Source organism: Oceaniglobus indicus, from assembly GCF_002751875.1.
Classification (GTDB): Bacteria; Pseudomonadota; Alphaproteobacteria; order Rhodobacterales; family Rhodobacteraceae; genus Oceaniglobus; species Oceaniglobus indicus.
The window spans coordinates 43,622-69,394 of sequence record NZ_NMZM01000005.1 but is presented as its reverse complement, the minus strand read 5'-3'; the positions used below and the strand labels follow the sequence as shown (position 1 = coordinate 69,394).

Sequence of the window (25,773 nt, the reverse complement as noted above, 5' to 3'; positions counted from 1 at the left end):
TTCACGTGATCGGGATCGTGATCGTCGCACATGGCGGTTTGGCGCACGAGTTTCTCGCGGCCGTCGAGCATGTCGTCGGGCGTCAGCCGGGGCTGATGGCGATCTCGATCGCACCCGAGGACGATCGCGCCACGAAAGAGGCCGAGATCTATCGCGCCGCCGATGCGGTCGACCGCGGCGACGGCGTGATCGTCGTGACCGACATGTTCGGGGGGTCGCCGTCGAACCTGTCGCTTCTGGCCTGCACCCGGGACGACCGACGGATCGTCTTCGGGGCGAACCTGCCGCTTCTGATCAAACTGGCGAAATCCCGCCATCTGCCCGTCCCCGAGGCCGTTCGTCTGGCGGTGGCCGCGGGCCGCAAATATATCGACGCATTCGAGATCCAAGGGAAGGACACCGGCCCATGACAGCCACGGTCAGCCGCAAGTTGAAGATCGTCAACGAAAAGGGGCTGCACGCCCGTGCCTCGGCCCGCCTGGTCGAGGTGGTCGAACAGCATGACGCCCGCGCCGCCGTGTCCAGGGACGGGCTGAGTGCCGCAGGCGACAGCATCATGGGGCTGTTGATGCTGGCCGCCTCGAAGGGCACGTTCATCGAGGTCCAGACCAACGGGCCCGAAGCGGAAAAACTGGCCGATGCGCTGGAAGCCCTTGTGGCCGACCGGTTCGGCGAAGACATGTGATCGATGACCAGACCGAAATCGGGCCCGCCCGGCAACCGCCGCTCCAGCGCCCAAAGCGCGGGGCCGGAATCTCCGGCCACCGTCGGGCAGGGTGACGGCAGCAACCTGGCCGATCAGCCCTATGACCGTCGCCGCCTGTCCTATGCCGGGACGTTCACGAATCCGGTCCAGGCGCGCACGATCCAGGCGATGGAGATGGCCACCGGCAAGCTTCGCCTGCTGTCGTTGATCCGCCAGTTCGAGGCGATGGGCGTGCCGCACGGCCAGGGTTTCTGGAAACAGGCGCTGGAGGTGATGGGGATCGATCTGTTGACGCCGGCGGATGAAATCGCCCGGATTCCGGCCACCGGTCCGCTGGTCGTCACGGCGAACCATCCGCACGGATTGGTCGATGGCATGGTCCTGGCCGAACTGATCGGCCGGGTGCGCACGGATTACAAGATCCTCACCCGGTCGCTTCTGACCGGCGTGGGCGAGATCGAGGAGTTCATGATCCCCGTGCCCTTCGCCCACGAGGCGGACGCCCTGGCGCGCAATCTGGACATGCGCAAACGGGCCATGGCGCATCTGGCGGGCGGTGGCGTGATCGTGCTGTTCCCGTCAGGGGTGGTCGCGTCGTCGGCCACCCTGACCGGCCCCGCGATCGAGGCGGAATGGAACCCGTTCACCGCCAAGATGATCGCCCGCTCGGGCGCATCCGTGGTCCCGATCTATTTTCCGGGTCAAAACTCACGCTGGTATCAGATGGCCAACCGCGTTTCCGCGACGTTGCGTCAGGGGTTGCTGCTGCATGAGGTGGTCCATGCCCTGAAGAGGCCGCAAACGCCGCGGGTGGGGCATGTCATAACGCCCGAGGAGATGGCGCCGCACATCGGCACGCCGCGGGCCTTCATGGCCTGGTTGCGGGCGCGCACCCTTGCGTTGCGCGCCGCCGACTGATCCGGGTCCGGTTCAGCGCCGCCGGTCGCGCCGCGAGCTCATCGGCTGGAACGCCACGCCGACGTGGGCCTCGCAATAGGGTTTGCCGGCCTGCACGCCCAGCCCGCAAAACCAGAAATCGTCGGTCGCGGGGTCGCCCACCGGCCATTTGCAGGTCCGTTCGGTCAATTCCATCAGCGAGATCTTCTTGGCCGTCTTTTCGACCTCGCGCACGCTGGCCAGCGCCTCGGGCGAAATCTCGTTGGCCGAAGGCTGCGGCGGAAGCGGCTGGCCGGCGGGAATGATCGCACGGCGGGCCGGCGACGTGGCCACGACGGGTTCCGGTTCTTCCGTCTCGGCGGCGGGTTCGGCCGCCGGTTCGGGGGGCGGTGCGACGGGCGCGACAGGCTCGGGTGTCGGTTCGGCGGCAGGCGCGGCCGTGGCCCGGTTCGACAGACCCAGCCGGTGCACCTTGCCGATCACGGCGTTGCGGGTGACGCCGCCCAGTTCCTTGGCGATCTGGCTTGCCGACTGGCCTTCGCCCCACATCTTCTTTAGCACTTCGACACGTTCATCGTTCCACGACATCTGCGGTCCTCGCGTATTGGGGGCTTGAACAGCTGCACCGTGGAATTCACACCGCGCGGCCTTGAGGTTCGGATCAGGGCTCTATTCTAGTCACCCGTGCGCCGGATACAAGATCCGGTGGCGCAACGGCGGGTATTGTTCAGGAGATCCGGCATGGAAAAAAGCATCGAAATGGGCACGCGGCGGTTCGGCCGCGTCAACTGGATGGGTCTGCAGACACTGGCCGAGCGCGAGGTGCGCCGGTTCCTGAGCGTGTGGACCCAGACGTTGCTGGCGCCGCTGATCACCGCCGGGCTGTTCCTGACGGTGTTCGCGCTGGCGATCGGGCCGTCGCGGGGCGATGTGATGGGCGTGCCCTTTGTCGTTTTCCTCGCGCCGGGGATCCTGATGATGACGGTGATCCAGAACGCCTTTGCCAACACCTCCAGCTCGATCATGGTGGCCAAGGTGCAGGGCAATATCGTCGACACGCTGATGCCGCCGCTGTCGCCGCTGGAACTGGTGATCGGATTCCTGGCCGGGGCCGTCGGGCGCGGCCTGTTCGTTGCTGTGGCGATCTGGCTGGCGATGTTCCTGTTCCTCGGGATTGGCCTGGCGCATCCGATCTGGACGCTGACCTTCGTGGTGCTGGGGGCGGCGTTTCTGGGCGGCCTTGGCATGATCGCGGGGATTTTCGCGTCGAAGTTCGACCAGATGGCGGCGATCACTAACTTCATCATCACGCCGCTCAGCTTCCTGTCGGGGACGTTCTATTCCATCGACACGCTGCCGCCGGCGATGATCTGGCTGACCCAGGCCAATCCGGTGTTCTATCTGATCGACGGTGTGCGCTTCGGCATCATCGGCCGATCCGACAGCTCGCCCTGGCTGGGTCTTCTGGTGTGCATCGTGTCGACCGCCCTGGTCCTGACCCTGTGCTGGGTGTGGTTCCGCAAGGGGTATCGTCTGAAATCCTGATGGCTAGAGACGTGCGGCGGTCACGGGTTTTGCCCGTTTCCGCCCGTCCCGCACCGCCAGGATGATGCCGCCGCACACGATGATTCCGGCACCCAGCCATGACACGGCGTCGGGCACCACGGAAAACACGCCAAAGTCATAGAGCGTGGCGAACAACAGGGTGGCATAGCTGAACGGCGCCACGAAACTGGCGTCGCCGCGCGCCATCGCCTGGATGAACATCGTCTGCGCACAGGCCATCAGGCCCCCCAGCGCCGCCATCGCGGCCCATTGAGCAGGCGTCGGCGGGCCCCAGACCCAGACCACCGCGCAGGTCGCGATGGCGAGACCCATGGCGTTGTTGATCAGCAGGATCTGGAACGCCGGCTCGCGCCCGCTCAGCCGTTTGATGCAGACGACTTCGGTGCCCATCAGCACGGCGGCGCCCAGCGCCAGCACCGCTCCCGGCTGGATCGTGCCCGAACCGGGGCGCAGAAGAACCATCGCGCCGATGAACGCGATGGCCGCGGCACCAAAGCGCACCGGACCCACACGTTCGCGCAATAGCGGAATCGCCAGAAGCATCGCCACGACGGGGTTGAGAAAGCTGATGGCGGTGGCATCGCCCAGCGGGATGAAGGCGACGGCGGCGAACATCAGGGTCACGCCGCTCCAGCCGAAGAACGACCGCGCGGCATGCAGCCGCAGGCCAGGCGCGGTGATCTTCGGGCGGAGGATCGCCGCCAGCGTCACGAAGGCGGAAAACGCGAACAGGAACCGCCCGTGGCTGATCTGAAGCGGATGCAGCGGTGGGCCCAGAACATCGGTGCCCAGCATCTTGGCAAGAACGGTCGTCGCCGCGACAAAGGCGGTGGCCGTCAGCATGAAGGCCACGGCGACGGGCGGGTTCGGGGCATGGGGTGTCATGGCCCATCCTTGGGCCGCACGTGCGGGGTGTTCAAGGTCATTCGCGCCGGGATGCGGGAGGGCAAAACGCCCTTTCCTTGTGCCATCGACGGGGTTAGAAGGGGACATGGACCTTGCGCTGAACATCATTTCACGACGCCGACGCTGAACGTCGCCACGGGCGGTTTCGCCCGACCGTCCATCTGCCGGCGTGCCTCCGGCTTTCCCCGAACATTGACAGCCACGGCCCGACACGCCACTCATTTGGCTTGCCACCTTCCAAGGACCGACCCCATGATCCCATCCATCCTGCCGACCTATAACCGCGCGCCGCTGTCCTTCATCAAGGGCGAGGGAAGCTGGCTGACCGAGGCGGACGGCACCCGATACCTGGATTTCGGCGCCGGAATCGCGGTCAATTCCCTGGGACATACGAACCCCGATCTGGTGGCGGCGCTGAGCGGACAGGCGAACGCGCTGTGGCATGTGTCGAACCTGTATCACATCCCGGCGCAGGAAAAGCTGGCCGATCTGCTGGTCGAACACACCTTTGCCGACACCTGCTTCTTCACCAACTCCGGCACCGAGGCTTGCGAGTTGGCGGTGAAGATGGCGCGCAAGTATCATTTCGACAAAGGCCACCCCGAACGCACGGATATCGTGACCTTTTCAGGTGCGTTCCATGGCCGCTCGGCCGCCGGGATCGCGGCGGCGGGATCGGAAAAGATGACCCACGGCTTCGGCCCGCTGCTGCCCGGTTTCACCCATGTCCCCTGGGGCGATCACGAGGCGCTGGGCCTGGCGATCACCGACAGCACGGCGGCGATCATGATCGAGCCGGTCCAGGGCGAAGGCGGCATCCGCCCGCTGCCCGATCAATGCCTGAAGGGGCTGCGCGAGCGGTGCAACTACCACGGTATCCTTCTGATCCTGGACGAGGTGCAATGCGGCATCGGGCGCACCGGCAAACTGTTCGCCCATGAATACGCCGGCATCACGCCCGACATCATGATGGTGGCCAAGGGCATCGGCGGCGGCTTTCCCCTGGGCGCCGTTCTGGCGACCGAGGACGCGGCGTCGGGCATGACGGCGGGCACGCACGGATCGACCTATGGCGGCAATCCGCTGGCCTGTGCGGTGGGCGCGCGGGTGATGGAGATCGTCACCGATCCCGAATTCCTGCACGAGGTGAACCGCAAGGCGGGCCTGTTGCGCCAGTCGCTGGAAGGGCTGGTCGCCGCCCACCCTGGTGTCTTTGCCGAGGTGCGCGGCACCGGCCTGATGCTGGGGCTGAAATGCATCCTTCCCAATACCGACGTGGTCCGCGAAGGGTATGGCGAATGCATCCTCACCGTGCCCGCAGCCGACAACGTGGTGCGATTGCTGCCGGCCCTGACGCTGAGCGACAGCGACATCGCCGAAGGCGTCGCGCGCCTGGATCGCGCCGCGGCCCGGGCGCAGGCCCATCACCACGCCTGACGGTATCGCACGCTTTCATATCAGTGATGTCAGACCCACCCTTTCACACCTGAACTGCCCCCCAACGCGAGACTGCGCATGAACCATTTCCTCGATATCCATACGACCGATCCCGCCGATCTGCGGCAGATGATCGACCACGCCCGCACCATGAAGGTGGCGCGCCAGGGCCGCCCCAAGGGCACCCCGGACGATGATCAGCCGCTGAGTGGCCGCATGGTCGCGTTGATCTTCGAGAAACCGTCGACCCGGACGCGCGTCAGTTTCGATGTCGGCGTGCGCCAGATGGGCGGCGAGACGATGGTTCTGTCGGGCACCGACATGCAGTTGGGCCACGGCGAGACGATCGCCGACACCGCCCGCGTCCTGAGCCGTTATGTCGACCTGATCATGATCCGCACGTTCGAGGAACAGACCCTGCTGGACATGGCCGAGCACGCCAGCGTGCCGGTGATCAACGGGCTGACGAACCGCACGCATCCCTGCCAGATCATGGCCGACATCATGACGTTCGAGGAACACAACGGACCGATCAAGGGGCGCAAGGTGGTGTGGTCGGGGGATGGCAACAACGTCTTCGCCAGCTTCGCCCATGCGGCACCGCAGTTCGGCTTCGACCTGACCTTCACCGGCCCCGCCCCCCTGGATCCGGAACCGGCGCTGCACGGGGGCATCACGATCGAGCGCGATCCGTTCAAGGCGGTCGAGGGGGCCGACCTGGTGGTGACCGACACGTGGGTGTCGATGCACGATCCGCAAAGTGCGCGCGAACGGCGCCACAACCAGTTGCGCGGCTACCAGGTCAACGAGGCGCTGATGGCACGGGCCAAGCCCGATGCGCTGTTCATGCATTGCCTGCCGGCCCACCGCGACGACGAGGTGACCAGCGCGGTGATGGACGGCCCCCATTCCGTGGTCTTCGACGAGGCGGAAAACCGTCTGCATGCGCAAAAATCGATCATGCGCTGGTGCCTGGGGGTCTGATCCAACGGACGCGCCTGCGGCGCGATTCGATGTCTGGCGGGCGCGCTGCCGCGACGGCGTGCCCGGGGTGGGCGGCGGATTCGAGTATTTTTGGCAAGAAAAAGCCGTGACCGGTCACCTGGTTGTCTTGAACGGTGCCAGAAGGGCGCGGGCGCGGGTTTCGGCGCGCCGCACCCGAACCGCGGTCAGATATGCCTCCTGCAGGGTTTGGGACGAGGCGCCGAGCACTTCGCCCACCTGGTCGACGATCTGGTCATCGCCGCTGGCTTCGGCGGCGGCGAGGGCTTCGAGGGCGAGTTCGTCGGCGAGGTCTTCGATCAGTTGCATGGGGTGTCCTTTCGCGGATCAGGTGCCTTTGGGTTTGGCGCGCAGGGTCGGGTCGGCCCGTGACGGGTCTTCGGGCCAGGGGTGGCGGGGATAGCGGGCGCGCATGTCCTTGCGCACATCGGCGTAGGATGTGGCCCAGAAGCCCGGCAGGTCCATCGTGGTCTGCACCGGGCGCCGGGCGGGGGACAGCAGCGTGATGCGCAGGGCGCGCCCGGCCACCGTCGGGTGGCGTGTGGTGCCGAACATTTCCTGCAAGCGCACCTCGACCTCGGGGGCGTCACCGGAATAATCGATGGCCACCTTGCGGCCCAGCGGTGTGGTCAGGTGGGCGGGCGCGGCGCGGTTCACGATCTGCGTCGCGTCCCAGTCCAGCATGGCGGTCAGGGCCGGTGTCGGGTCGAAGGTTTTCCAGGCGGCGGCCGTGCGGATATCGCCGAGGTGCGGCAGCAGCCAGCGTTCGAGGTTGTCCATCAGTGCGGCATCGGACATGTCGGGCAGGTCCGGATTGTCCGCCCGGCACAGCATCACGCGGGCGCGCAGACGTTCGGCGGCGGGCGGCAGCGACAGCCCGAGGTCGCGCACGCCGTCGAGCATCGCATGGGCCACCTGTTCGGACGGTGGATCGCGCCAGATGCGATCGTCCAACACCAGCGCACCGAACCGTTCCTGTTGGCGGGTCTGCACGCGGGCGTCGCGCCTGTCCCAGGTGCAGACGTCGTGCCAAGCGATGGCGTCGCCGTGCACCTCGCGCAGGTCGGGCAGGGAGATGGGGATCGCCTGCCGGATCCTTGCCTCGCGCGGGTTGCCGTCGGTGTCGGTGACCACGAGCAGGGGGGCGGCGGCCAGCGGGTCGGCCGCGTCCAGAACCGCGCCCTTGCCCCCCGACAGCACGAAGCGGGGTGCGTCACCGCGACGGCGTTGGGCGATCCGGTCGGGAAAGGCCAGTGCGGCCTGTTGCGCGGTGTTCAGCGCAGTGGCCGAGCGGGACAGACGCGCCAGGCGCCTGGCTTCCTGGCGCACCCTCTGAAGGGTGTTGCGGTCGGCCGGAAACGGCATGGCGCGGGGGTTTGCGAGGGCTTGCAAGCGCAAGGACAGATCGACCGGTGCACCCCGCAGGATATCGCGATCCGACAGCAATGCCGCCAGTTCGGCGCCGGATTGCCCGCCCATTTGCAGCATATGTGCAAGCCGTGGATGCAGGGGCATCGCCGCCAGCGCGCGGCCATGATCGGTGATCCGCCCGTCCGACAACGCGCCGAGACCGGTCAGAAGGGTCTGCGCCTCGCCGTAGGCGGCCGCGGGCGGTTGGGTCAGAAACGGTAGGGTGGCGGGATCGCTCACCCCCCAGAGCGCCAGCTCGAGGACCAGCGGCGCGAGGTCGGCGGCTTCGATTTCGGCCGGGGGGAAGGCCGCCAGCGCGCCCTCTTCGCCCCGGGTCCAGAGCCGATAGCAGGTGCCGGCAGCCACCCGTCCGGCCCGGCCCCGGCGTTGTTCGGCCTCGGCCCGCGTCACCTTTTCCGTCACCAGCCGCGACATCCCGGATCCGGGATCGAACCGCGCGCGGCGGGCCTTGCCGCCGTCCACGACCACGCGCACGTCCTGCAACGTCAGCGAAGTTTCGGCGATCGCCGTGGCAAGCACCAGCTTGCGGCCGGTTCCGGCCGGGGCGATCGCCGCGCGTTGTTCCGACAGGGGCAGGGCGCCATAGAGCGGGCGGATCGTCACGTCCGGGGGCAGGTGGCCGTCGAGCAGGGCCGCGCACCGGCGAATCTCGCCCTCGCCGGGCAGAAAGGCGAGGATGCCGCCGGTTGTCTCGTGGGCGGCGTCCCGGATCAGCGCCGCCATTGATGTGACGAATCGTTCTTCCTTGGGCAGGGGCCGTTCCAGCCAGCGGGTTTCGACCGCAAAGGCGCGCCCCTGCGACGTGACCAGCGGCGCGTCGCCCATCAGGGCGGCGACCGGTGCCGCGTCCAGCGTGGCCGACATCACCAGCAGCATCAGGTCCGGGCGCAGGGCCGCGCGGACCTCCAGCGACAGTGCAAGGCCCAGATCGGCGTTGAGCGAGCGTTCGTGAAATTCATCGAAGATCACAACCGCGACGCCGGGCAGATCGGGATCGGATTGCAGCATCCGTGTCAGGATGCCTTCGGTGACCACCTCGATCCGGGTTGCTTTGGAAACCTTGGATTCGCCACGGATGCGAAAGCCGACCGTCTGGCCGACGGGTTCGCCCAGCGTTTCGGCCATCCGTTCGGCGGCGGCGCGGGCGGCGATGCGGCGCGGTTCCAGCATGACGATCTTCCCGGCGGGATCGAACCTGCTCAGGATGGCCAGTGGCACCCGTGTCGTCTTGCCCGCGCCCGGCGGTGCCTGGAGGACGGCCTGACCGCTGGCGTGCAGGGCCGACAGCAGATCGGGCAGGGCAGAGTCGATGGGCAGGTCCATGGCGCGGTTATTGCCCATGGCGCCCCCGGTTGCCAGACAGGCTGGACAAGGGCGCGCGGGAAAGGCACAGGAAGGACACCGGAGAGGCACATATGCAGCACCGACACACCCGGCCCGCCCGATGAGCGCGCCTGACATTCCCACGCTGGCCGAGCGTCTGACATCGGGTGACCGGCGGGCGCTGGCCCGTGCGATCACGCTGGCCGAAAGCCAGCGTGCCGATCATCGTGCGGTTGCCTCGGAGTTGCTGGACCGGTTGGCGCCCGATGCGCCCGATGCCCTTCGAATCGGCTTGTCGGGCACGCCGGGGGTTGGCAAATCGACGTTCATCGAAGCCTTCGGGATGCAGCTGTGCGAGGCGGGACACCGGGTGGCGGTTCTGGCGGTGGATCCGTCGTCGGCGCGCTCGGGCGGCTCGATCCTGGGAGACAAGACCCGGATGGAGCGTCTGTCGCGCCACCCGAACGCCTATATTCGGCCGTCCCCCAGCCAGAGCGAGCTGGGCGGTGTGGCCCGTCGCACGCGCGATGCCATGGCCCTGTGCGAAGCGGCGGGATACGATATCGTCCTGATCGAAACGGTCGGGGTCGGGCAGTCGGAAACCATGGTCGCCGACATGACCGACCTGTTCGTGCTGTTGCTGGCGCCTGGTGGTGGCGATGAATTGCAGGGCGTCAAGCGCGGCATCATGGAGATGGCCGACATCATCCTGATCAACAAGGCCGATGGCGACCTGAAGGCCGCGGCCGAGCGGACCCGGGCGGATTACGCGGGCGCATTGCGGCTGTTGCGCAAACGGGCGCAGGATCCTGACGGATATCCGAAGGCGATGAGTGTCTCGGCCGAAACCGGCCTGCGTCTGGACGCGGCATGGCAGGCCATGCAGACCTTGGCCGAGTGGCGCCGCGACACCGGTCACCTGGCGGCGCGGCGGGCGGCACAAAACCGGTTCTGGTTCGAGGAGGAGGTGCGCCACGGCATGCTGGCCCATCTGCGGGCCGATCCGGCGACCCGTGCGGCGTTGGACAACCTGGGCGCGGCGGTGGCGGCCGGCGACAGGCCCGCCGGCGCGGCGGCGGCCGAGGTGATCGCGGTGCTGACGCGGCGCGACTGAACGATGGGGCGGATGCAGATTCCCTGCTTGACGCCTCGGGATGTGCGGCATAGAACCCGCGAACGGAATTCATGGCGTCGTTTGCGATGCCGACAAGCAGTGCCGGTGGGCGATCAGCGGATCTCCCGTGACCCCGGCGACAGATCGAGGATGAACCCATGTCGCGTCGTTGCGAATTGACCGGAAAAGGCCCGATGTCTGGCAACAATGTCAGCCATGCGAAAAACAGGACCCGTCGGCGGTTTCTGCCCAACCTGAATGACGTCTCGCTGATGTCCGAAACGCTTGGCCGCACGTTCAAGCTGCGGATTTCCGCCGCCGCATTGCGGACGGTCGATCATCGCGGCGGTCTGGATGGCTTCATGGCGCGGGCCAAGGATGCGGATCTGTCGGCCGAAGCGCTGAAGATCAAGAAGGACATTGCCAAGGCCCAGGCCACCGCCTGAGCCGTTGCGCACGTCAGTTTACGGGCCCTGCCGGATCGGCGGGGCCTTTGGCGTTTCTGCGGCAGGTGTCGGAGTGATCAGCGGGCGAATCGCAGCATCGCCGCACCCACGAGGGTGGTCAGGGTCGAGAACAGCTTGATCAGGTCCAGCCGTTCCTTCAGGAAAAACACCCCTATCAGCAGCGCGAAGACGATGCTGGTCTCGCGCAGGGCCGTCACCAACGCGATCGGCGACTGGGTAAACGCCCACGTCACGATGGCATAGGCGACGAACGAGGCGCTGCCGCCCACGGCAAAGACCATCAACCCCTTGCCACGAGTCATCGCCCGCAGGGAATCGGGCGCCCTGAGCGCCAGATAGGCCGTCGTGATGACCCCGTTGGCCACGGCCAGCCAGCCGTAATATCCCAGCGATGTTCCGGCGGCGCGGGCCCCCAATCCGTCGACCAGGGAATAACTGGCGATGAACAGGCCGGTGGTCAGCGCCAGCATCGCCGCGTTGCCGTTGCGCTGGCCGTCGGCGCGGCGCACCAGCGCAAGGCTGATGATGCCACAACCGATGATGGCGACGGCCATCAGTTCCAGTGGTGCCAGCCGGGTGCCAAGCACCAGAACGGAAAACAGCGCGACCAGCAACGGGGCCGAGCCGCGCGCGATGGGATAGACTTGGGTCAGGTCGCCCGTCTGATAGGATTTCAGCAGGAACAACTGGTATCCGACATGCAGCACCAGCGCTGCCGCGATGTAGGGATAGCTTTCGGGCGCCGGGAACGGCACGAAGGGCAGCACCAGCAAGGCCAGCGGCACGTGGCCGATCACCACCGCGCCCATGCTCGTCGTCTTGTTCGCGCCGTTCTTGACCAGCGCGTTCCAGGTGGCGTGCAGCAGCGCGGCACCGATGACGGCGAAAAATACCGTGGTTGTCATTCAGGATCGTCCCGGATTGCGATGGCCGCACCCTGACCGTGGGGCGCCCGGGTCGCAATACCGGGATTGACCTTCGAGGGTTTAATTCCGGCGTTTCGCGCCGGCAACGGACAAGCGCCGATCAGCTGCAATAGGCTTCGGCGGTCGATCCGAACTGCTTGTAGCGGCGCCAGAACTGTTCGTCGTTGCTCCGGCTGGATTGCCGGACCTCCTGGGCGCGGTGCGGATCGCGGAAGAACCGGGCCGCCATGCGCTGATCGCGCCGATCCAGCGTCAGGTCGGCGACCTGCTGGATGCAGCCACAGGTCGAACGGGTCGCGGCCCGGCGGTCGGACTTGAGGCACGCGCGTTCGATGGTGCCGGCGCTGACGGTGGTCGGCGCAAAGGAAGCCGCGCACAAGGCCACGGCCGCAATCGTCAGAAGATTTTTCATACGTTTACCTGCCAATTTATGCCGGATCCCGCATTTTTACGGTGAGTCCGGCGAGTCTGCCATCCTTGAACGATGTCAGATTTTGGCCGTTGGGGCAATTCTGAATCCGCTGTGGCCCGGACGGCGCCGCGCCGTTGCGCTTTCAGCGATCGGGTGCGGCGAACGGATCGTCGGAGTAATCGACGCCGTCCAGATACAATCCCTGGGGCGGGCTGACGGGGCCGCAGGCGGTGCGATCGCGCGCCAGCAGGGCGCGGCGCACGTCGTCGTCGGCCCAATTGCCTGCGCCGACCCGTTCCAGCGTGCCCACGAAGCTGCGCACCTGGTTGTGCAGGAAGCTGCGGGCATGCAGGCGGAACGTGAAAAGCGTGCCGCCCGGAACGGACGATTCGGTGATGTCGAGCCGGTCGAGGGTTTTGACCGGTGACGCCGCCTGGCACATGGTCGACCGGAAGGTCGTGAAATCGTGGGTGCCGATCAGTTGCGCGGCGCCGGCCTGCATCCGGGCCAGGGACAGCGGGTGGCGCACGTGCCAAGCCAACCCGGCCTCATGCACCAGCGGTGCGCGCCGCGCGATCAGCCGGAAGGTATAATGACGCCCGGTGGCCGAGAACCGGGCGTGCCAATCGTCGGCCACGCGCGCAACGGCGGTGATCGCGACCGGCGCCGGCTTGAGGTGATAGTTCAGCGCCTCGCCCAGGCGAAACGGCGCCCACGCGCGGGCAAGATCGCAGTGGGCGACCTGGGCCGTGGCATGGACCCCGGCATCGGTGCGGCCGGCGGCCATGATGCCGGGATGATCGGCATCGAGCTTGCGAATCGCATCTTCGACGGCGCCCTGCACGCTGGGTTGGTCGCGCTGACGCTGCCACCCCGAAAAGGGCGCGCCGTTGTATTCGATCCTGAGGGCATAACGGGGCATGGCGTCGATCTAGGCAATCGTGCGCGTCAAGGCAATCGTGTCGCGCGGCCGTGGGACAGGGAGCCTCCGGCGGGAGTATTTGGATCAGTGAGAAGCCGGGGTGATGCGGGCGTATGCGGTGTGCGCACTGGAAGCCCGATGGGCAGGTGCCTATGTTGGGCCACAGCAAGGGAGCGGCATTTTGATCATTGGTGATATCGCGGACGGGCTGGGGCGCAGCATCGGGGGGCTTGGTGCCACGGTGACCGGCGCGTTTTCGGATCCGGTGATCCGGCTGGGCGTGACCGGCCTGTCGCGGGCGGGCAAGACGGTGTTCATCACGTCACTGGTGGCGAACCTGATGAACCGGGCGCGAATGCCTCAGCTTGTCGCGGCGGCCAATGGCGCGATCCGCACGGTGTATCTGCAGCCGCAACCGAACGACACCTTGCCCCGGTTCGACTACGAGCGGCACCTGGCGGACCTGACCGGCCCGGCGCCGCACTGGCCCGACAGCACGCGGGCGATTTCCGAGTTGCGCCTGTCGCTGAAGGTGCAGCCGACCGGCCTGATGGCGGGATTGCGCGGCGAGCGGACGGTGCATCTGGATATCGTCGACTACCCCGGCGAATGGTTGCTGGATCTGTCGTTGCTGGACAAGGGATACCGCGAATGGTCACGCGAGACCCTGGCGCGGATCGCGTCGCGTCCCCTGGCGGCCGATTACCTGGCCGAGGCGGCCGCGACCGACCCCGCATCGCCGCTGGACGAGCCCGTGGCGCAGCGCCTGGCGCAGCGTTTCACCAGTTATCTGAATGCAGCGCGCGAGGCGGGGTTTTCGGACTGCACGCCGGGGCGGTTCCTGTTGCCCGGTGACCTGGCCGGATCGCCGGTTCTGACCTTCGCGCCGCTGGAGACCGCGGACGGGGCCGCCCGCGGGTCACTGGCGCGCGAGATGGAGCGGCGTTACGAGGCCTACAAGCGGCAGGTGGTCCGGCCGTTCTTTCGCGATCATTTCGCACGGATCGACCGGCAGGTCGTGCTAGTGGATGCGCTGGGCGCGATTCATGCAGGACCGCAGGCGGTCGAGGACATGCGCCTTGCCATGGCCGATATCCTGGGGGCGTTCCGGCCCGGTCGCAACGCGTTCCTGAGCCAGCTTCTGCGCGGCAGGCGGGTCGAGAAGATCCTGTTTGCCGCCACCAAGGCGGATCATCTGCACCACACCCAGCACGGCAGGCTTGCCGCGATCATGCAGGCGCTGGTGTCGGAGGCGAAGCGGCGCGCGGATTATTCGGGGGCCGAGACGGCGGCCATGGCCATCGCATCGCTGCGCGCCACCACCGAGGACACGATCGAACACCAGGGCGCGACGCTGGACGTGGTGCGCGGCCAGTTGCTGGGCTCGGGCAAGCGGGCGGCGTTTCATCCAGGTGATCTGCCCGAGGATCCGATGCATCTGCTGGTGCCGGCGCGCGACGGGGCCGAAACATGGCTGGACGGCGATTACTCGGTGATGACCTTCGCGCCCCAGCCCCTGACCCTGAAGCCGGGCGAGGGGCCGCCGCATATCCGGCTGGACCGCGCCGCGCAGTTCCTGATCGGCGATCGGCTGTGAGTAGCGCGCGCACCCCGGGGGTCGGGGCCGGTTGCCCGCGTCGGAGCCTCCGGCGGGAGTATTATCCGCAAGAAAAAACGGGAATGCCGAAAGGATCGTGTGATGGCTAAGCCGCGAAGCGGACCTGTCCTGATCGAAGAGGACGCCGGAGCGCATCCGACGCCGGCCGAGGTCGCGCCGGTGCCCGATGCCGAGGAGGCGTCGCCCACGGGCCAGGCGATGCGGACCATGGCGGCGCTGGCGGCGCGCAAGCCCTCGGCGCTGCGCCGGTGGTTCTGGCGCACGCTGGGGGCCCTGGCGGTGTTCTTCCTGTCGCTCGGGGCGTGGTCGGCGGTCACCGGGCTTTTGGCGGCGAATCCGGTTCTGGGGTACATCGCGGCAGTTCTGATCGGAGCGTTCGTCCTGGTTCTGTTGCTGATCGCCGGCAAGGAATGGACGGCGCTGATGCGGCTGCAGCGGCTGGACGGGGTGCACAAGGCGGCGATCGAGGCCCGGGCAGCGCAGGACCTGGCGGCCGCGCGCGTCGTTGTGGACCGGTTGCTGACGCTGTACGCGGGGCGGGCTGAACTGGAGTGGGGGCGGCGGCGGCTCGGCGAACGGCGTGACGACAGTTTCGATGCCGATGGTCTGTTCGATCTGGCAGAGGCCGAACTGTTGGTGCCGCTGGACGACATGGCCCGGCTCGAGGTCGAGGCGGCGACGCGGCAGGTGGCGCTGGTCACCGCGCTGGTGCCGCTGGCGCTGGCCGATGTGATCGCGGCGCTGAGTGCGAACCTGCGGATGATTCGGCGGATCGCCGAGATCTATGGCGGTCGGTCGGGGACGTTGGGCAGTTGGCGGCTGACGCGCGTGGTGCTGACGCATCTGGTGGCGACGGGGGCCGTGGCCGTGGGGGATGACCTGATCGGGTCGTTCGCGGGGGGTGGATTGCTGTCGAAGGTGTCGCGCCGCTTCGGCGAGGGCGTTGTCAACGGCGCGCTGACCGCCCGGGTCGGGGTTGCGGCGATCGAGGTGTGCCGCCCGCTGCCCTTCCACGGCGCGCGTCGCCCGTCGGTGTCGCGCCTTGTCGGGCGCGCACTGGGCGGTGTGTTTCCGGGCATGGCCGACTGACGGGACCGGCGGCATCGCGGCTTTACCTGCCTTGCGCGCCGCCCTATAACGCGGCCCATGTCACCGACCCCGATCCCGCATCGTTCCGCGATTGGCCGAATTACCGGCCCGGCGCTCTGATTCACGGGGCGTCCGGGACAAGGCGCATGGGTTTGCCGCGCCGTTTCCTCATTCCAATGCCGATATCCCCTCCCGAGGACCGATCACATGTGCGCCGACACAGCTTCCGACTATAAAGACACCCTGCGCCTGCCGCAGACCGATTTCCCGATGCGCGCGGGCCTGCCTGCGCGTGAGCCCGAATGGCTGGCCCGCTGGGAAAGGATCGGCATCTATGACCGCCTGCGGTCGAGCGCGGCCGGGCGCACGCCCTTTGTGCTGCACGATGGCCCGCCCTATGCCAACGGCAATTTGCATATCGGCCACGCCCTGAACAAGACGATCAAGGACATGATCGTGCGCTCGCACCAGATGCTCGGCTTTGATGCGCGCTATGTTCCGGGGTGGGATTGTCACGGTCTGCCCATCGAATGGAAGATCGAGGAGAAATACCGCGCCAAGGGCCAGGACAAGGATGCGGTCGACATCGTCGAGTTCCGCAAGGAATGTCGCGAGTTCGCGGCCGGCTGGGTCGACATCCAGCGCGATGAGTTCAAGCGGCTGGGCGTGACCGGCAACTGGGCCGATCCCTATCTGACAATGGACTTCCACGCCGAGGCGGTGATCGCCGAGGAGTTCCAGAAGTTCCTGATGAACGGGACGCTGTATCAGGGCAGCAAGCCGGTGATGTGGTCGCCGATCGAGAAGACCGCGCTGGCCGAGGCCGAGGTGGAATACCACGACAAGGAGAGCTTTACCGTCTGGGTCAAGTTCCGCGTCACCGCGTTCGATCTGCCGGACGTCGAGTTGTCGGACGAGGAGGCGACCGATGGCGACCGCGAGGCGGTGTTCGCGGCGGTTGCGGAAACCGGGCAGGATCTGGTCGGTGCGTCGGTCGTGATCTGGACGACGACGCCATGGACGATCCCGTCGAACAAGGCGCTGGTGTATGGTTCGGCGTTTTCCTACGGGCTTTACGAGGTCACCGGAACGCCGGCCGAGTCGTGGGCCGAGGTCGGCGAGCGGTTCATCCTTGCGGACAACCTGGCGGCGCAGACCTTGACCAAGGCGCGGCTGGAAGAAGGCCAGTGGCGCCGCGTGCGCGATGTCACCCAGGCGCAGCTTGCGGGCATGACGCTGCACCATCCCTTGGCCGGGGCCGAGGGCGGCAATGGCGAATGGGACGCGCCCCGCGATTTCCGGCCCGCCGATTTCGTGACCGATGAAGAGGGCACCGGGTTCGTTCACTGTGCGCCGTCCCACGGGATGGAGGAGTTCGAGCTGTATCGCGACCTCGGGATGCTGGAGCAGGTCATCACCTATAACGTGATGGAAGACGGACGCTTCCGCGACGACCTGCCGTTTTTCGGCGGCACGTCGATCCTGCGCGACGCGCCGAACAAGAAGAACAAGGCAAACCCCTGGGAAGGGGACGCCAACACCGCCGTGATCAACAAGCTGGTCGAGGTCGGCGGGTTGCTGGCACGCGGCACGATCAAGCACAGCTATCCCCATTCGTGGCGGTCCAAGGCGCCGGTGATCTATCGCAACACGCCGCAATGGTTCGCCGCCATCGACCGGGCGGTGGGTGATGGGCAGGATACCTATGGCACGACGATCCGCGAACGTGCCCTGCGTTCGATCGATGAACTGGTCACCTGGACGCCGCGGCGCGGGCGCAACCGGCTGCACGCGATGATCGAACAGCGCCCCGACTGGGTGTTGTCGCGCCAGCGCGCCTGGGGCGTCCCGCTGACCTGTTTCGTGCGCAAGGGAAAGGTGCCGACCGATCCCGAGTTCCTGCTGCGCGATGCGGCTGTCAACGCCCGTATCGTCGAAGCGTTCGAGACCGAAGGCGCGGATGCCTGGTATGTCGATGGCGCCAAGGCGCGGTTCATCGGCGACGCGGCCAACCCCGATGATTACGATCAGGTCTTCGATATCCTTGACGTGTGGTTCGATTCCGGCTCGACCCACGCCTTCGTGCTGCGCGACCGGGCCGACGGGGCGCCGGACGGCATCGCCGACGTGTACATGGAAGGCACCGATCAGCATCGCGGCTGGTTCCATTCCTCGCTGTTGCAGGCCTGCGGCACCAAGGGGCGCGCGCCTTACAAGGCGGTCGTGACCCACGGCTTCACGCTGGATGAAAAGGGCATGAAGATGTCCAAATCCATCGGCAACACGGTGGTGCCCGAGACTGTGGTCAAGCAATACGGCGCCGATATCCTGCGGTTGTGGGTCGCCCAGTCGGATTACACGGCCGACCAGCGGATCGGACCCGAGATCCTGAAAGGCGTCGCCGACGGCTATCGCCGCCTGCGCAATACCATGCGCTTCATGCTGGGGGCGATGCCCGAGGTCGTGCCCGACATGCCGGCCGAGATTCCCGAGCTGGAACAGCTGATCCTGCATCGCCTGGCCGAGATCGACGGACAGGTTCGCGCCGCCTATGCCGCCTATGATTTCCAGAGGGTCTGGCGCACGGTGTTCGATTTCGCGACACTGGATCTGTCCAGTTTCTATTTCGACGTGCGCAAGGACGCGCTGTATTGCGACGCGGCCGATTCAACCCGCCGCCTCGCGACCGAGGCGGTGATCGGGGCCATCTTCGAACGGCTGACCGCATGGCTTGCGCCGATCCTTGTCTTCACGATGGAAGAGGCCTGGCTGGAGCGTAACCCGGGCGAGGACGGGTCGATCCATCTGACGGATTTCCCCGATACGCCGGCCGAATGGCGCAACGATGCGCTGGCCGCGCGCCTGCAATCCGTGCGTGCCGTGCGCCGCGTTGTCACCGGCGCGCTCGAGGAACAGCGGCGGGCCAAGACCATCGGATCGTCGCTCGAGGCGGCGCCGATCGTGCATCTGTCGGCCGAGCTGGCGGCGGCCGTCACCGACCCCGACCGGTTCGCGGATCTTTGCATCACGTCGGGCGTCGTGCTGACCACCGATCCGGCCCCCGAGGGCGCGTTCACCCTGGCCGAGGTGCCGGGCGTGGCGGTCGTGTTCGCCAAGGCCGAGGGCGAGAAGTGCGAACGTTGCTGGAAGATCCTGCCCGACGTCGGAACCCACGCCCATCCCGGGGTCTGCGGCCGGTGCGACGCGGCGCTGACATGAGGGAAAGGGCGGCGAGAAAAACGCCGCCCTTTCATCTTGCCGATAATTTCCAGGGTTTGATGACGGGAAGAGAGGCTGAAACTTGCCTGTTTCCGACAATGGTATCCGGGCTGCGCTGATGGACATCGCGCGGCAACGTGGTGCGCGCAAGACGCTCTGTCCGTCCGAAGTCGCGCGGGCCCTGGCCGACGATTGGCGACCCCTCATGGCCGACGTACGACGGGTGGCGGCCGATGAGCCGATGATCGAGGCGCTTCAAGGTGGCAAGGTCGTCGATCCGCAAACGGCCAAGGGGCCGATCCGGTTGCGGTTGGCTCAGCCGCGCTGAGGGATCACTTGCTGCGCGATCCCCGCGAAGACGAGGTAGAGCGAGGTCACGATCAGGCCCCAGTGCGCCCAGCTGGCCGGGTCGAAATCGACCCAGGCCGCCCAGCCCGCGCAATAGGTCCAGACCAGCGCCATGGGCAACGTCACCGCCCGCCAGCGTTCGGTGCGCACCGGATGCACGAACTTCAGCGGCAGGAACATCGCGATGGCCAATGCGACGACGATGGCCAGGATGATCCAGAAATTCGGTTCCAGCGCGAACATCACGATCACCAGCATGTTCCAGCACCCCGGAAAGCCGGAAAACGAATTATCCTTCGTTTTCATGCGCGTGTCGGCGAAATACACGACACTGCCGAAGGTGATGACGATGATCGCGATCCAGCCGGTCCATCCCGGCAGAAGATCGGATTCGAACAGGGCAAAGGCCGGGATGAAGACATAGGTGATGTAATCGATGATCAGATCCATCAGCACGCCGTCGTATTGGGGTGAATGGGTCTTTACGTCGTATTTGCGCGCCAGCGGCCCGTCGATCCCGTCGACGCCGAAGGCCACGACCAGCCACAGGAACATCATCGACCAGTTTTCGTCGGCCGCCGCCAGCATGGCCAACATGGCAAAAACCGCGCCGGTGGCGGTCAAAAGATGAACGAGAAGGGCGCGGGTGGAAGCGGTCATGAAATCCTGATGGCTTAAAACTCGGGTGGGCGCAAACAATCAGCCGCGCGGATGGGCACTGGCGTAGACGTCGAGAAGGCGGGCGGTGTCGACCGCGGTATAGGCCTGAGTGGTAGAAAGCGACGCATGGCCCAGAAGTTCCTGGATCGCCCGCAGATCGCCGCCGGCGTTCAGCAGGTGGGTGGCGAAGGAATGGCGCATGGCGTGCGGCGTCGCGGTGGCCGGCAGGCCCAGTTGCATCCGCGATTGCTCCATCGCTTTCTGGATGGTGCGTGGCACCAGTTTGCCGCCGCGAATGGCACGAAACAACGGTGCGTCGCGTTCCACCGGATAGGGACACAACGTCACATAGGCCGAAACGGCCGTGCGGGCCGCCGGCAGCACCGGCACCATGCGTTCCTTGCCACCCTTGCCGCGAATGCGCAGCGTTTCGCCCAGCGGATGATCGGCACCGGTCAGGGACAAGGCCTCGGAAATGCGCAAGCCGCAGCCATAGAGCAGCGTCACGACGGCGACATCCCGGGCCGCGACCCAGCCGCGCAGATCCTGCAACTCGACCGTGGCGATCATGTCACGCGCGCCCTCTTCGGACAGGGGACGGGGCAGCTTGCGGCGGAACTTGGGCGATCTGGCGGACAGGATGGCGGTGGGATCGAAGCCTTCGCGTTCGGCCAGAAACCGCGTGAAGCTCTTGACCGCCGACAGCGACCGCGCAAGCGATCGGGCCTGCACACCGCGCCCCCGTTCGTGGGACATCCAGGCGCGCATGTCGGAAATCCCGACCCCGGCGATGGTGTCGATCCCGGTGCCCTGTCCGAAATGCATCTGGAGAAATTCGAGCCAGCCCAGAACGTCGGTGCGATAGGCCGCAAGGGTATTGTCGGCCGCACCGCCCATGGCGCCCATCCCGTCCAACCAGGTCGCAAGCGCGTCGCGGGCGGCTGGAGAGATCATCGGATCACGCCAGCCAGCGGCGCATGGACCGTTCAAAGGCACCTGCGAAAAACCCAAGCAGATCGGTGCCTTGCGCGGGCGTGAACAGGTGCGGATCTTCGCTGGCCAGCACCAGCAGACCCGGCAGGCGACCGCTGCCGAAATCAAGTTTCAGGCAAGCTTCCGAGTGCAGATCGCCACCGCGCGAACCATAGACGCTGGCGTCGCCGCCGTCGCACTGGCGCAGGGTGACGCGCCGTTCGGGGGTGTTGCGCCCATGGGTCAGATAGCCCGAGATGAAGCCGGGCCGGGCCAGCGACAGGACGTCGGACAGCGACCGAAGGTCCGAGTCGGAGTCGCCCGCCTCGGTCTCGAGCACCAGGCGCAGGGCATCGACGCGCAGGATGTCGGCGACATTGGTGGCCAGGTTGTGCAGGAACGCCTCGAAATCCGTGGGGTCCAGCATTGCCAGAACCGCGCGATGGATCTGGTTGGTGCCCGACAGGTTTTCATAGGCGGCGGCGATGACGTTGCGGTGGGTATCCTCAAGCCGGTCCAGCCGCGCTTCGAGGCGTTCCATGGCAATCGACCGCAGATCCACGACATTGCCGCCGATGGTCTTGTCGTTGCCCGCGATCAGGGCGCGCATCAGGTCCAGGTCTTCCAGGATGACATCCGGTTCGGACATAATCCTGTGGCGCAGATCATCAGCGATCAAGGCGCGTTCTCCCATGCCGTTCCCATCCGATTGTTCGATTTTTAGTATCCTAGGGCAGATCGAAATCGTAAATCACGCCAAAATTGCATGATTTTCCAAGCCAGCGGGCAGCGATGCCTTTTTGCATCGCCGCCCGCGTCAGGAATATCGACAGCTCAGGCGATGGTCTGGCCGGTCTTTTTCCAGTCGGCCATGAACGCGTCCAGCCCCTTGTCGGTCAGCACGTGGTTGGCCAGCGACTTGATCACGGCCGGCGGTGCGGTGATCACATCGGCGCCGATCAGCGCGGCGTCCTTGACGTGGTTCACGTTGCGGATCGACGCGGCCAGGATCTGGGTCTCGAACCCGTAGTTGTCATAGATCGTGCGGATATCCTGGATCAGGTCCATGCCATCGAGCGACAGATCGTCCAGCCGTCCCAGGAACGGCGAGATGAACGTGGCCCCGGCCTTGGCCGCCAGCAGTGCCTGGTTGGCCGAAAAGCACAGCGTCACGTTGACCATGTGGCCCTCGCCGGTCAGGGTCTTGCACGCCTTCAGGCCGGCCCAGGTCAGCGGCAGCTTGATGGCGATGTTGTCGGCGATCTTGGCCAGGGTGCGCCCTTCCGAGATCATGCCGTCATAATCCAGCGCGACACATTCGGCGCTGACCGGACCTTCGACCATGTCGCAGATCTCTTTCGTGACTTCCTTGATGTCGCGGCCCGATTTCAGGATCAGCGACGGATTGGTCGTGACGCCGTCCACCATCCCCAGATCGTTCAGTTCGCGGATCGCGTCCACATCGGCGGTATCGACAAAGAATTTCATCTCGGGTGCCTCGTTGTCTGGATGTTGAATTCACCGTGATGATACCCCAATGTCGCGGGGGGCCGAAAGGGTCCATTTCCCTTTCCCGTCTGGAGTTGCCCATGGAAGTTTCTGTCTGGCTGGCCCTTGTTGCCGCGTCTGGCGCGCTTCTGGTGGTGTTCGAGGCGATGCCGGCCGCCGTCAGCGCCATGGGCTTCGCCCGTATCGCAACCCCGCACCCTCAGGCGGGCTGAACCCGCGTGCAGGGTTTCTTCGACGAAGGCGATTTGATCGCGGTCATGACGACCCAGCCGCTGGACCGCGCGCTGGATTACCGCGCGCCCGAAGGCGGGTGCATGACCGGCGCGTTCGTCGAGGTGCCCCTGGGCCCTCGCAAGGTGCTGGGCGTCGTCTGGGGCCGGGGTGAGGGGGGATATGACCTGGCCAAGGTGCGGCGCGTGATCCGCGTGCTGGACGCGGTGTCGATGCGCGACGAGATGCAGCAGTTCTTGCGTCGCGCCGCCGATTACACGCTGACGCCGATGCCCGCGATGCTGCGCCTTGCCACCCGGTCGCCGGGCCTGGGCGATCCGCCGTCCATGCGCGTGGTCTATCGTCTGGGTGACGCCGCGCCCGACCGGATGACCGATGCGCGTGCCAAGGTGCTGGAGGTGCTGCGCGACTATGGCGGGCTGGCGTTTACCTTGAAGGAACTGGCCGACAGTGCCGGCGTGACGTCCAGCGTGATCAAGGGGCTGGTGAAACAGGGTGCCGTGGTGGAACAGGAAAGCCCGCGCGATACGCCTTATCCCCGGCTGGATCCCGACCGCCCGGGCCACGATCTGACCGACGATCAGGCGGCTGCGGCGGCGCAGCTTGCGCAGGCGGTGACGGCCGCGACATACGGCACAACGATGCTGCGCGGCGTCACCGGATCGGGCAAGACCGAGGTCTATCTCGAGGCGGTCGCGGCCTGCCTGCGCGCGGGACGGCAAGCACTGGTGCTGTTGCCGGAAATCGCGCTGACCTCGGAATTCCTGACCCGCGTGCAGGAGCGGTTCGGCGTTCTGCCCGCCGAATGGCATTCCGGTGTCACCATGACCGAACGGCGCCGCTGCTGGCGCATGGTGGGCGAGGGCGGCGCTCAGATGGTCGTCGGCGCGCGCTCGGCCCTGTTCCTGCCGTTCCGCGATCTGGGGCTGATCGTCGTCGATGAGGAACACGACACCTCCTATAAACAGGAGGACGGCGTGCTGTATAACGCGCGCGACATGGCGGTGCTGCGCGCATCGCTTTGCAGCGCCCATGTGGTTCTGGCATCGGCGACTCCGTCCTTGGAGACGTGGGCGAACGTCGAGGCCGGTAAATACGCGCGGCTGGATCTGACGTCGCGTTTCGGCGCCGCGATCATGCCCGAGATGCGCGCGGTCGACATGCGCGCCGAGGATCTGCCGGGCGGCAAGTGGATATCACCGACCCTGGCGCAAGGGGTGATGAAGCGGCTGGAAACGGGCGAGCAATCGCTGCTGTTCCTGAACCGGCGCGGCTATGCGCCGATCACGCTGTGCCGCGCCTGTGGGCATCAGATCGGATGCGACCATTGCGATGCGCGGATGGTGGAACACCGGTTCCTGAAACGGCTGGTCTGCCATCAATGCGGCGAGACGAAACCGATGCCCGAGAAATGCCCGAACTGCGAGGCCGAGGACCGCATGTCGCCGGTCGGCCCGGGGGTGGAGCGGCTGGCCGAGGAAGCAACCGCGCTGTTTCCCGACGCGCGAATTGCGGTGCTGTCAAGCGACCTGTTCGGATCAGCCCGCGCCATGAAACAGCAGATCGAACAGATCGCGGCGGGCGGCGCCGACATCATCATCGGCACGCAACTGGTGGCCAAGGGGCACAACTTTCCATTGCTGACGCTGGTGGGGGTGATCGACGCCGACCTTGGCTTGCAGGGGTCCGATCTGCGGGCCGCCGAACGCACGTTTCAGCTGATGCGCCAGGTGGCGGGGCGGGCCGGGCGGGCCGACAAGCCGGGCACCGCGCTGTTGCAGACCTATCAGCCGGAACATCCCGTGATCCGTGCGATCCTTGCGGGCGACGAGGAACGGTTCTGGTCCGCCGAAGCCGCCGAGCGGCGCCATGCGGGCGTGCCGCCCTATGGCCGGATGGCCGGGATCATCCTGTCGTCGCCCAACGTGCAACAGGTATTCGACGTTGCCGCCGACATGGCCCGGCGCGACCAGCCCCTGCGCCGCATCGGCGCGCAACTGTTCGGGCCGGCCCCGGCCCCCATCGCCCGCATACGGGGGCGGCATCGTGTGCGCCTGTTGATCAAGGCCGACAAGGCGGCACCGTTGCAGGCCGCGCTGGCCGAATGGGTGGCGCAGTTTCGCCTGCCGTCGTCCCTGCGCCTGTCCATCGACATCGATCCCCAGAGTTTTTATTGATCTTCCATGGAAAGGCCGCGCCCCCGGCCACGGGGCGCGGCCCGGCGCGCCGACGCGGCCGCGCGGTGCGGGTTACGGTTTGACGCTGACGTCGCGGGGTTTGCCGTCGGGACCGTAGAAGACGATATCGACCGTCTGTTCCAGTTCGCGGCGCAACGCGGCGAGTTCCTGCTGGCGCAACTGCTGTTCGATCTGAAGGCGCACGTCTTTCAGCGGCGGCAGTTCCGCCTCGCTTTTCTCGGCGGCGGCGTCATAGGCGGCCTGGACCTTTTCGTCGGTCACGACGCCTTCCATACGCTCGTCCATGAAGGATTTGACGGCTGCGTTGTCGGCCTGCATCCGCTGCGCCTTGTCCGTCTGCGACATGCCGCCGGTGCCGGCCCCGTCCGACGCGGGTTCCGACCCTTCGGTCGATGGCATGTCCTCGGATGCGGTCTGGTTCGCCTCATCGGAATCGGCGGCGATGCTCTCCAGAACAAGCGCGCGGAACACCAGTTGATCGACAACGAACGGGATCAGCTGTTCGGCCGGCCGTTGTTGCAGGTTCTGGGGCAGGGATCCAATCGCCCCGGTCACATCCGATGCCGTGATCTCGGTTTCGCCCACGGTCACGATCAGCGGATCGGCGCGGGTCTCGCCCGCCGCGTCGGATGCGGTTTCGGGCGGGCTCTGGTCCATGGTGTTGCCCGGGCTGGCCGTGCCGGTGTCCTGCGCCAAGGCCGGCGGGGCGGTGGCAAGAGGCAGGGCCAGTATGGCTGCGACGGCGGTTGTGGTCATCGTGTTCATCATATCATTTCCCTAGGTGTCAGGCTGAGGGGTCAACGACCGCGGGCGGGGAATT

General features: G+C 66.5%; 26 protein-coding genes. 14 read left to right on the top strand and 12 right to left on the bottom strand.

Going from position 1 to position 25,773, the window contains the following annotated elements:
• The first annotated feature begins 5 nt into the window (after nt 1-5).
• From CFP68_RS09215 to CFP68_RS09205, 3 genes are read left to right on the top strand one after another with little or no spacing between them, the layout of a single operon-like run.
• Entirely contained in the window at nt 6-410 is a 405-nt protein-coding gene (locus tag CFP68_RS09215) for a PTS sugar transporter subunit IIA (protein WP_099826637.1), read from the top strand.
• Nucleotides 407-685: an HPr family phosphocarrier protein gene (locus CFP68_RS09210; RefSeq protein ID WP_099826636.1), complete on the top strand. Its 279-nt coding sequence runs from the start codon at nt 407-409 to the stop codon at nt 683-685. Before CFP68_RS09215 ends, CFP68_RS09210 begins: the two co-directional genes overlap by 4 nt.
• A 3-nt stretch (nt 686-688) precedes the next feature.
• Nucleotides 689-1,624: a lysophospholipid acyltransferase family protein gene (locus CFP68_RS09205; protein ID WP_241524022.1), complete on the top strand. Its 936-nt coding sequence runs from the start codon at nt 689-691 to the stop codon at nt 1,622-1,624.
• Between the two features lie 12 nt (nt 1,625-1,636).
• Here CFP68_RS09205 and CFP68_RS09200 read toward each other — a convergent pair whose 3' ends face one another.
• Nucleotides 1,637-2,191, bottom strand: a complete 555-nt coding sequence (locus CFP68_RS09200; RefSeq protein ID WP_099826635.1) for a GcrA family cell cycle regulator — start codon at nt 2,189-2,191, stop codon at nt 1,637-1,639.
• A gap of 153 nt (nt 2,192-2,344) precedes the next feature.
• Between CFP68_RS09200 and CFP68_RS09195 the strand changes: the two genes are divergently transcribed.
• On the top strand, nt 2,345-3,148 hold the full coding sequence (locus CFP68_RS09195; RefSeq protein ID WP_241524021.1) for an ABC transporter permease: 804 nt from the start codon (nt 2,345-2,347) through the stop codon (nt 3,146-3,148).
• A 3-nt stretch (nt 3,149-3,151) separates the two neighbouring features.
• Here CFP68_RS09195 and CFP68_RS09190 read toward each other — a convergent pair whose 3' ends face one another.
• Nucleotides 3,152-4,054, bottom strand: coding sequence for a DMT family transporter (locus tag CFP68_RS09190; RefSeq protein ID WP_099826634.1), 903 nt, complete (start codon nt 4,052-4,054; stop codon nt 3,152-3,154).
• Nucleotides 4,055-4,327: 273 nt separating this feature from the next.
• Here CFP68_RS09190 and CFP68_RS09185 point away from each other — a divergent pair, with 273 nt between their 5' ends.
• Together CFP68_RS09185 and argF are read left to right on the top strand one after the other, a co-directional pair.
• Entirely contained in the window at nt 4,328-5,512 is a 1,185-nt protein-coding gene (locus tag CFP68_RS09185; RefSeq protein WP_099826633.1) for an aspartate aminotransferase family protein, read from the top strand.
• Between the two features lie 78 nt (nt 5,513-5,590).
• On the top strand, nt 5,591-6,496 hold the full coding sequence (argF, locus tag CFP68_RS09180; RefSeq protein WP_099826632.1) for an ornithine carbamoyltransferase: 906 nt from the start codon (nt 5,591-5,593) through the stop codon (nt 6,494-6,496).
• Between the two features lie 114 nt (nt 6,497-6,610).
• On the opposite strand, the gene CFP68_RS09175 is transcribed toward argF, so the two are convergent.
• Both CFP68_RS09175 and hrpB read right to left on the bottom strand, forming a co-directional pair.
• Nucleotides 6,611-6,823 carry a hypothetical protein gene (locus CFP68_RS09175; RefSeq protein ID WP_099826631.1) on the bottom strand — a complete coding sequence of 71 codons (213 nt, stop codon included), beginning with the start codon at nt 6,821-6,823 and terminating at the stop codon, nt 6,611-6,613.
• Between the two features lie 18 nt (nt 6,824-6,841).
• A complete protein-coding gene (gene hrpB / locus CFP68_RS09170; RefSeq protein ID WP_241524020.1) occupies nt 6,842-9,286 on the bottom strand; it encodes an ATP-dependent helicase HrpB in 2,445 nt (814 codons plus the stop codon).
• A gap of 103 nt (nt 9,287-9,389) precedes the next feature.
• On the opposite strand from hrpB, the gene meaB reads away from it, so the two are divergent.
• Together meaB and rpmB are read left to right on the top strand one after the other, a co-directional pair.
• Nucleotides 9,390-10,382: a methylmalonyl Co-A mutase-associated GTPase MeaB gene (gene meaB, locus CFP68_RS09165; RefSeq protein WP_099826630.1), complete on the top strand. Its 993-nt coding sequence runs from the start codon at nt 9,390-9,392 to the stop codon at nt 10,380-10,382.
• 158 nt (nt 10,383-10,540) lie between these two features.
• On the top strand, nt 10,541-10,828 hold the full coding sequence (gene rpmB, locus CFP68_RS09160; RefSeq protein ID WP_099826629.1) for a 50S ribosomal protein L28: 288 nt from the start codon (nt 10,541-10,543) through the stop codon (nt 10,826-10,828).
• Between the two features lie 77 nt (nt 10,829-10,905).
• Here rpmB and CFP68_RS09155 read toward each other — a convergent pair whose 3' ends face one another.
• The 3 genes from CFP68_RS09155 to truA all read right to left on the bottom strand — a co-directional run bounded on the left by CFP68_RS09155 (nt 10,906) and on the right by truA (nt 13,109).
• On the bottom strand, nt 10,906-11,754 hold the full coding sequence (locus tag CFP68_RS09155; RefSeq protein WP_099826628.1) for a DMT family transporter: 849 nt from the start codon (nt 11,752-11,754) through the stop codon (nt 10,906-10,908).
• Nucleotides 11,755-11,875: 121 nt separating this feature from the next.
• Nucleotides 11,876-12,187, bottom strand: coding sequence for a hypothetical protein (locus CFP68_RS09150; protein WP_241524019.1), 312 nt, complete (start codon nt 12,185-12,187; stop codon nt 11,876-11,878).
• 142 nt (nt 12,188-12,329) lie between these two features.
• Nucleotides 12,330-13,109 carry a tRNA pseudouridine(38-40) synthase TruA gene (gene truA, locus CFP68_RS09145; protein WP_099826627.1) on the bottom strand — a complete coding sequence of 260 codons (780 nt, stop codon included), beginning with the start codon at nt 13,107-13,109 and terminating at the stop codon, nt 12,330-12,332.
• A gap of 181 nt (nt 13,110-13,290) precedes the next feature.
• On the opposite strand from truA, the gene CFP68_RS09140 reads away from it, so the two are divergent.
• From CFP68_RS09140 to CFP68_RS09125, 4 genes are all read left to right on the top strand, one after another.
• Nucleotides 13,291-14,706, top strand: a complete 1,416-nt coding sequence (locus CFP68_RS09140; RefSeq protein ID WP_099826626.1) for a YcjX family GTP-binding protein — start codon at nt 13,291-13,293, stop codon at nt 14,704-14,706.
• 102 nt (nt 14,707-14,808) lie between these two features.
• A complete protein-coding gene (locus tag CFP68_RS09135; RefSeq protein ID WP_099826625.1) occupies nt 14,809-15,816 on the top strand; it encodes a YcjF family protein in 1,008 nt (335 codons plus the stop codon).
• A gap of 207 nt (nt 15,817-16,023) precedes the next feature.
• Nucleotides 16,024-19,035 carry an isoleucine--tRNA ligase gene (ileS, locus tag CFP68_RS09130; protein ID WP_099826624.1) on the top strand — a complete coding sequence of 1,004 codons (3,012 nt, stop codon included), beginning with the start codon at nt 16,024-16,026 and terminating at the stop codon, nt 19,033-19,035.
• An 82-nt stretch (nt 19,036-19,117) separates the two neighbouring features.
• Nucleotides 19,118-19,363 carry a DUF3253 domain-containing protein gene (locus CFP68_RS09125; protein WP_099826623.1) on the top strand — a complete coding sequence of 82 codons (246 nt, stop codon included), beginning with the start codon at nt 19,118-19,120 and terminating at the stop codon, nt 19,361-19,363.
• Here the strand turns inward: CFP68_RS09125 and CFP68_RS09120 are convergent.
• The 4 genes from CFP68_RS09120 to fsa all read right to left on the bottom strand — a co-directional run bounded on the left by CFP68_RS09120 (nt 19,351) and on the right by fsa (nt 22,503).
• Entirely contained in the window at nt 19,351-20,043 is a 693-nt protein-coding gene (locus tag CFP68_RS09120; RefSeq protein ID WP_099826622.1) for a CDP-alcohol phosphatidyltransferase family protein, read from the bottom strand. The two genes, CFP68_RS09125 and CFP68_RS09120, sit on opposite strands and share 13 nt — an antisense overlap.
• Before the next feature lie 39 nt (nt 20,044-20,082).
• On the bottom strand, nt 20,083-20,997 hold the full coding sequence (locus CFP68_RS09115; protein ID WP_099826621.1) for a tyrosine recombinase XerC: 915 nt from the start codon (nt 20,995-20,997) through the stop codon (nt 20,083-20,085).
• Between the two features lie 4 nt (nt 20,998-21,001).
• A complete protein-coding gene (locus tag CFP68_RS09110; protein ID WP_099826620.1) occupies nt 21,002-21,709 on the bottom strand; it encodes a DUF484 family protein in 708 nt (235 codons plus the stop codon).
• 140 nt (nt 21,710-21,849) lie between these two features.
• Complete coding sequence (fsa, locus tag CFP68_RS09105) at nt 21,850-22,503, bottom strand: fructose-6-phosphate aldolase (protein ID WP_099826619.1); 654 nt, start codon at nt 22,501-22,503, stop codon at nt 21,850-21,852.
• Nucleotides 22,504-22,604: 101 nt separating this feature from the next.
• On the opposite strand from fsa, the gene CFP68_RS18575 reads away from it, so the two are divergent.
• A complete protein-coding gene (locus tag CFP68_RS18575; protein WP_277621459.1) occupies nt 22,605-22,736 on the top strand; it encodes a hypothetical protein in 132 nt (43 codons plus the stop codon).
• Nucleotides 22,737-22,742: 6 nt separating this feature from the next.
• Nucleotides 22,743-24,932, top strand: a complete 2,190-nt coding sequence (locus tag CFP68_RS09100) for a primosomal protein N' (protein WP_277621458.1) — start codon at nt 22,743-22,745, stop codon at nt 24,930-24,932.
• A 72-nt stretch (nt 24,933-25,004) separates the two neighbouring features.
• Here CFP68_RS09100 and CFP68_RS09095 read toward each other — a convergent pair whose 3' ends face one another.
• A complete protein-coding gene (locus CFP68_RS09095; protein WP_145953423.1) occupies nt 25,005-25,709 on the bottom strand; it encodes a hypothetical protein in 705 nt (234 codons plus the stop codon).
• Between the last annotated feature and the right edge of the window lie 64 nt (nt 25,710-25,773).

Bases quoted from the DNA above. Each gene is read 5' to 3' on its own strand.
- CFP68_RS09210 (WP_099826636.1), top strand. From the start codon at position 407: ATGACAGCCACGGTCAGCCGCAAGTTGAAGATCGTCAACGAAAAGGGG.
- CFP68_RS09205 (WP_241524022.1), top strand. From the start codon at position 689: ATGACCAGACCGAAATCGGGCCCGCCCGGCAACCGCCGCTCCAGCGCC.
- CFP68_RS09200 (WP_099826635.1), bottom strand. From the start codon at position 2,191: ATGTCGTGGAACGATGAACGTGTCGAAGTGCTAAAGAAGATGTGGGGC.
- CFP68_RS09195 (WP_241524021.1), top strand. From the start codon at position 2,345: ATGGAAAAAAGCATCGAAATGGGCACGCGGCGGTTCGGCCGCGTCAAC.
- CFP68_RS09190 (WP_099826634.1), bottom strand. From the start codon at position 4,054: ATGACACCCCATGCCCCGAACCCGCCCGTCGCCGTGGCCTTCATGCTG.
- CFP68_RS09185 (WP_099826633.1), top strand. From the start codon at position 4,328: ATGATCCCATCCATCCTGCCGACCTATAACCGCGCGCCGCTGTCCTTC.
- argF (WP_099826632.1), top strand. From the start codon at position 5,591: ATGAACCATTTCCTCGATATCCATACGACCGATCCCGCCGATCTGCGG.
- CFP68_RS09175 (WP_099826631.1), bottom strand. From the start codon at position 6,823: ATGCAACTGATCGAAGACCTCGCCGACGAACTCGCCCTCGAAGCCCTC.
- hrpB (WP_241524020.1), bottom strand. From the start codon at position 9,286: ATGGGCAATAACCGCGCCATGGACCTGCCCATCGACTCTGCCCTGCCC.
- meaB (WP_099826630.1), top strand. From the start codon at position 9,390: ATGAGCGCGCCTGACATTCCCACGCTGGCCGAGCGTCTGACATCGGGT.
- rpmB (WP_099826629.1), top strand. From the start codon at position 10,541: ATGTCGCGTCGTTGCGAATTGACCGGAAAAGGCCCGATGTCTGGCAAC.
- CFP68_RS09155 (WP_099826628.1), bottom strand. From the start codon at position 11,754: ATGACAACCACGGTATTTTTCGCCGTCATCGGTGCCGCGCTGCTGCAC.
- CFP68_RS09150 (WP_241524019.1), bottom strand. From the start codon at position 12,187: ATGAAAAATCTTCTGACGATTGCGGCCGTGGCCTTGTGCGCGGCTTCC.
- truA (WP_099826627.1), bottom strand. From the start codon at position 13,109: ATGCCCCGTTATGCCCTCAGGATCGAATACAACGGCGCGCCCTTTTCG.
- CFP68_RS09135 (WP_099826625.1), top strand. From the start codon at position 14,809: ATGGCTAAGCCGCGAAGCGGACCTGTCCTGATCGAAGAGGACGCCGGA.
- ileS (WP_099826624.1), top strand. From the start codon at position 16,024: ATGTGCGCCGACACAGCTTCCGACTATAAAGACACCCTGCGCCTGCCG.
- CFP68_RS09120 (WP_099826622.1), bottom strand. From the start codon at position 20,043: ATGACCGCTTCCACCCGCGCCCTTCTCGTTCATCTTTTGACCGCCACC.
- CFP68_RS09115 (WP_099826621.1), bottom strand. From the start codon at position 20,997: ATGATCTCTCCAGCCGCCCGCGACGCGCTTGCGACCTGGTTGGACGGG.
- CFP68_RS09110 (WP_099826620.1), bottom strand. From the start codon at position 21,709: ATGGGAGAACGCGCCTTGATCGCTGATGATCTGCGCCACAGGATTATG.
- fsa (WP_099826619.1), bottom strand. From the start codon at position 22,503: ATGAAATTCTTTGTCGATACCGCCGATGTGGACGCGATCCGCGAACTG.
- CFP68_RS18575 (WP_277621459.1), top strand. From the start codon at position 22,605: ATGGAAGTTTCTGTCTGGCTGGCCCTTGTTGCCGCGTCTGGCGCGCTT.
- CFP68_RS09095 (WP_145953423.1), bottom strand. From the start codon at position 25,709: ATGACCACAACCGCCGTCGCAGCCATACTGGCCCTGCCTCTTGCCACC.